This window comes from Paenibacillus agricola, from assembly GCF_011440305.1.
Taxonomy (GTDB): Bacteria; Bacillota; Bacilli; order Paenibacillales; family NBRC-103111; genus Paenibacillus_S; species Paenibacillus_S agricola.
This window is the reverse complement of sequence record NZ_JAAOIW010000052.1, coordinates 1-5070: the sequence shown is the minus strand read 5'-3', so window position 1 is coordinate 5070 and position 5070 is coordinate 1. Positions and strand designations below refer to the sequence as shown.

Annotated in this window: 7 protein-coding genes, 1 pseudogene and 1 riboswitch; of the genes and pseudogenes, 6 read left to right on the top strand and 2 right to left on the bottom strand. The window is 34.8% G+C overall.

Going from position 1 to position 5070, the window contains the following annotated elements; genetic code table 11:
- The first annotated feature begins 200 nt into the window (after window positions 1–200).
- The 6 genes from G9U52_RS38835 to G9U52_RS38815 all read left to right on the top strand — a co-directional run bounded on the left by G9U52_RS38835 (window position 201) and on the right by G9U52_RS38815 (window position 3416).
- Window positions 201–1109 carry a PD-(D/E)XK nuclease family protein gene (locus G9U52_RS38835; RefSeq protein ID WP_207953490.1) on the top strand — a complete coding sequence of 303 codons (909 nt, stop codon included), beginning with the start codon at window positions 201–203 and terminating at the stop codon, window positions 1107–1109.
- Window positions 1110–1168: 59 nt separating this feature from the next.
- Window positions 1169–1843, top strand: a complete 675-nt coding sequence (locus G9U52_RS40690; RefSeq protein WP_243767819.1) for a hypothetical protein — start codon at window positions 1169–1171, stop codon at window positions 1841–1843.
- 10 nt (window positions 1844–1853) lie between these two features.
- Window positions 1854–2720, top strand: a complete 867-nt coding sequence (terL, locus tag G9U52_RS40685) for a phage terminase large subunit (protein WP_243767818.1) — start codon at window positions 1854–1856, stop codon at window positions 2718–2720.
- A gap of 129 nt (window positions 2721–2849) precedes the next feature.
- Window positions 2850–3077 (top strand): hypothetical protein, encoded by a 228-nt coding sequence (locus G9U52_RS38825; RefSeq protein ID WP_166158801.1) that lies wholly within the window; start codon window positions 2850–2852, stop codon window positions 3075–3077.
- Between the two features lie 41 nt (window positions 3078–3118).
- A complete protein-coding gene (locus tag G9U52_RS38820) occupies window positions 3119–3310 on the top strand; it encodes a hypothetical protein (protein ID WP_166158795.1) in 192 nt (63 codons plus the stop codon).
- Window positions 3273–3416, top strand: coding sequence for a phage portal protein (locus G9U52_RS38815; RefSeq protein ID WP_243767817.1), 144 nt, complete (start codon window positions 3273–3275; stop codon window positions 3414–3416). The genes G9U52_RS38820 and G9U52_RS38815 overlap by 38 nt, the downstream gene beginning before the upstream one ends.
- A gap of 142 nt (window positions 3417–3558) precedes the next feature.
- Here the strand turns inward: G9U52_RS38815 and G9U52_RS38810 are convergent, their stop codons facing one another.
- Together G9U52_RS38810 and G9U52_RS38805 are read right to left on the bottom strand one after the other, a co-directional pair.
- Window positions 3559–4068, bottom strand: coding sequence for a GGDEF domain-containing protein (locus G9U52_RS38810; RefSeq protein WP_243767820.1), 510 nt, complete (start codon window positions 4066–4068; stop codon window positions 3559–3561).
- A gap of 66 nt (window positions 4069–4134) precedes the next feature.
- A pseudogene (locus G9U52_RS38805) lies at window positions 4135–4472 on the bottom strand (PAS domain S-box protein); the annotation flags it as partial.
- A gap of 376 nt (window positions 4473–4848) precedes the next feature.
- A riboswitch (cyclic di-GMP riboswitch) is annotated at window positions 4849–4935 on the top strand.
- The last annotated feature ends 135 nt before the right edge of the window (window positions 4936–5070 follow it).

Sequence of the window (5070 nt, the reverse complement as noted above, 5' to 3'; positions counted from 1 at the left end):
TAATCCTTTTCGATGGATTATGGACAGGTGCTACCTGACCATTTCATTGTAAAGGATTTTTTTATGCCTGAACGATAGAAAGTCGGAAAATTATGAAGATTCAGAGAAAATTAATGCAACGCTAGTGGAAAAGAATACAAAATATATATTATGGCGTAGTATCTAATGAAAATAGTATGACGGAATTACTATGCAATTATATGGCGTATAAACCATTTCGAGATTTATTTCTCAGCTTATTTCTAAACAATGAAGAGCTTGAAAGATTTGAGTACGATCATTTTCAAACACAATATACAGTGAAATTGAATAATTGCCGACCAGATATTGTTTTAACCAATGATGAATATGAAATCTTAATCGAGGTTAAAACATCCGATTCGGGATTAACTGAAAATCAACCTGTAACATATTTACAACATTTGTCTGAGGCAGGGGAAAAGAAAAAGTTTTTGATTTTTCTTGTACCATCGAATTATGCATATCAACATATTTGGACATCAAAATCGAGTGAATTTACAAGCGGAGTTGCATCTTCCAATATTCAAACTCAAATACTTTATTGGAGCGATCTGATTCACGCTATAAAAAAGAGCGAGTTATATCTAGTGAGCGAAAAAGTAAATGATTTATATGACCTGCTAAAAATGTGGTTTGAGGTTAAAAAGATTACATTTACGAATTCGGAGGTATCCTGTATGTTTAAAGCGGAAATTCCTAGTACGCTATCCAAGTTGTATTCTATTGTAAATGCTGTGAAAAAGTACTGCGGCAAGAGTTTTAAATCAAAACCAATTACAAGCAATTACTTAGAATATGGTGTGTTCTTTCAGGACGATACAGGGAAAGACTTGTTGTATTTTGGGGTTTGGTATGATTTTTGGGAAAAACATGGAAGTCCTTTATGCTATGGTGTTTTTTCCGAATGGAGTGAACAAACTGTAAACAAATTTGAGAGTAAGCACGAAACACTCATCGAACACGATGGTTTTCTAATGACTGTTGTACCTGAGATCATCATTAGAAGTGAAAATTGCTCTGAAGAAATCGCACAGTTAATTTACAATGAATTAGTCGCATTAACGAATGATGTACATAGGAAGGAGTAATAAAAATTGAAACGATAAACGAAGAGCGACAACGCCAAAACGAATTACTCAAGCAATATATGGAGAAACACTTCAAACCACCAAAAATGAAGCAGCTAATCGAAACCTTCTCCTTCTCAGAACTTCGTAAACTCATAGCTGAAATTGATATTGAATTTTTTGCTCTTATTTATTTCCCAAAATACTTTGACCGACAATTTGGTCAGTTTCACCGTCAACTATTCGCTGAGTTAAAACATATGCTTTCCAATACTGGACTGATTACGGCTTTCGGACTCCCTCGGGAGCATGGAAAGTCGACAATCAGTTCTTTTTTATTTCCACTGTATGCGACTCTTTATGATAAATCGCAGTTTACACTAATTATATCGGCAACAGAAATTATAGCCCTTCCCTTCTTGGATATGATAAAGGATGAGCTTGAAACTAACACGATGTTGATTGAAGATTTCGGCATTCGGAAAGGTTCTCGTTGGAACAACAATGAAATATGGCTGCGGAGCAAGAGTGGACTCGATTCCTGTATCATGATTCGTGGAGTTGACGGTTCTTTACGAGGTATCCATTATAAACATCACAGGCCGACACTGGTTTTACTCGATGACTTGCTCAAGGATGATACAGCTAAATCAGAAACGAAACGTGATCAGATCAAAAGTACATTCACTGATGTTGTGCTGCCAATAGGAACAAGAGACACTAATATTTTTAATCTGCGGAACAATTCTCAATGAAGAAGATATTATGGCTGATTTACTCAAAGGAAAGATACCTGGTGTCAGAAGTATAAGGAAGGCAGCAGTCATTCAATTTTCGGATAGAGACGATTTATGGGCAGAATGGGAAATCCAATATAATAATTTGCAGGATGAGGACAGGATCAACACTGCCTTGTCTTTTTTTATTGCCCATAAAGATGAGATGCTCGAGGGAACAGAAATCCTTTGGAGCGAATATTTGGATTACTATTATTTGATGTGTAAGAAGCAATCCATGGGTGAAAAGTCGTTCTATAAGGAGTTACAGAACGATCCGCGATCAACTGATGATTATATATTCCAGAACATCATATATTGGGATCGCTTGCCGGAGTTTGATGAGTTGGAAATAGCCATGTATATTGATCCTGCAATTAAAGCTGGAAAGAGAAATGATTATTCAGCGATTACTATTTTAGGGCAGCATCGTAAAACGAAACAACTATATGTGATTGACGGTAATATTTATAAATTACTGCCAGATGATTTGTTCCAAGTGGCTATTGAAAAGTTGATCACTTATCCAGTAGATAAGATAGGCTTCGAGACGATCCAAGCTCAAAGTTATATGAAGCAAAAGTTTGAGGAAGAACTTTGGAAGGCGAAAAAGTATACGCCAGTGGAAAGTGTCAATAGTCGAGGACAGAAGCATGAACGGATTATTAGCTTGGAACCTGATGTAAAGAAGGGACATATCCTATTCAATGTTGCGAATATTCGGTACAACAATCAGGTCAAGGATTATAATCGAAACTGCAGATTTGATGATGCTCCTGACTCGCTTTATGGAGCTGTTCAATTGATTCAATCTGTGAAAAGTTTGAAATTTTATGACCGAAGTTTGTTGTTTTAAATTACAGCCAATGTTTAATCATTTAGTGGATTAAGATGGTGTTTAGCCATGATTAAAATCAAATACAGGCTACAAAAATATGTGATATGATAAACAAAAATACTGGAATTATAATTTGGAGGGATTAATATGGCATTGATAAAGGAATTGAGTAAAGCCTCTAGAAACTCAAGATTGCAAGTGGAAGCAGAATGTACATACAATGTTCTGGTCGAAAACGGAAAAAAATATGTTCAATTGAATACTTATGGTTCTAAGGAAAGAGTGCATGCAAATGTCGTCAGTCAAACAATTCAATTCAATGAGCAATCCGCAAAACAGCTTATACAAATATTAAAAGATGAGTTTTCATTGTAAGGACTAATTTTGATTTAAGTTAGGATTAGGGGGCACTTTAAATGGCTACATATAAGCAAATCCAAGATTATGTAAAACAGCAATATGGCTATATTCCTAAATCATGTTGGATAGCTCATATGAAAGAAGTAAATGGTCTCAACCCTAAGATGTCACCCAGACAATGGCGATCATGCCATTCTGAAGAATTATGCTATGCAAGAAAGCCGAAGCAACCGAAAGTTAATCTTTAATTTTCCACGTAAGTTTGTAGATAATGAGGTTGGATACATATTCGGCAAGCCAGTCAATTACGTTTCCAAATCGGATAAGCACTCGCTATATTTTAAATCATGTTAAAGTGCCGAAAAGAATCATTAATATCATCCTGTTTTTCTAACGGACAAGGATGTACTCGAGAATCGACAGAATATCTCGCCACCTTTCGATTGTTTGTAGGGGTACAAACATTTTACCGAGTTGGCGGCTCTTTTTCTACCATTTAGTGGTTAATCAACAGGTCTGAAAAATAGTAATTATTTGTGGCTACACTTTTTGCTTTGTACAGAGCAATATCCGAGCATTTTAAAAGCTGCGATGGTGAATGCCCATGTTCAGGAAAAAATGACACCCCAATACTAGTTGATACATGATACTGATTATTTTTTAAAACACATGGTTCCTTAAGAGATGTTGAAATGCGATCAATTATTTCAAATACTTCACTTTCATCCCTTAGACCATTCATTATAAGAGCAAATTCATCACCACCTAATCTACCTAAAATATCTCCTTCTCTTTTACAACTCATTAAACGTTTCGAGAACTCTTGAAGTACAATGTCCCCCGCATCGTGACCTAAATTATCATTAATCCATTTAAATTTATTCAAATCCATCATTAAAAATGCAAGTTTTTGATTCTTTTCTGTCGCTTGTTCAATAGAGATTTTAAATTTCTGTATTAATTTTCTCCTGTTATATAGCCCTGTAAGGAAATCGTGATAGGCCATAAATTCTAATTTTTTCTCATATTCTTTTCTTTCACTAAAATCCCTAGTAACCAGAACAATACTCTGAACTTCTCCATCTACATTAATTACTGGAGAACAGGAAGCTTCTAACCAAATCCAATGTCCTTGTCTATGTTGTTTTCTCAGTTCCACAACAACAGATTCTTTTTTGTCCAATACTTCCCCAATAGCATTTTAAACTTGGATAAATCATCTGGATAAATGGAATCAGACACAGCTCTTCCGAGAAGCCCTCTTGGATCTAGTCCAAGGATATACTTATGAGATGGTGAGGCGTAATCAATATATCCCTCTATATCAATTATTTTTATCAAATCACGGGAATTTTCAGCAATAATTCTAAACTGTTCTTGTTCCAATTTCTTCTGATTAGTTATTAACATTTCAGTGTAATATAAGAGATGATCCATTTAATTTCCCTTTACTATGTATTATGTATTATTTTGGTAATTATATTGTTGACCAATCTAAAAGAGTTTTAACTGTTGAACAGCCTACTTTATAAAATAGCGATTAGGAAATCCGCTCAGATTAAGATTTTGGCGCATATTATTCGACATAAAACGAGTTATGTTACATTTTATATTATTTTTTTATCAATAGAAAGTTAATTCTATCCAAGTTCCCTTCACACTAGAAAATCTTAAATAAATAGTCCTTTATACCTATGAATAAAGCGACATTTTGGTATTATAATGTATCTGTAGGAACTTGACAAAACATCTCATAAGGATTTTGTTATTGAACAATTCAAATATAATAGGAAAATAGCAAATCTAATTGAAAGATAGGGGCGCAAAGCCACGGGTCTTCTGCAGAAAATGCAATGATAGCCGGGTTACCCTTAAGTAGAGAGGGGCTGTCCCATAAGTAGATAATTTTCTATAAAGGGGCAGCCATTCATCTCAAAATGATGAAAAAAAACGAAAAGGGTTGGGCAGAGGATTACTTCTGCCCAACCTTTTTTCGTTTTTCGTCCAC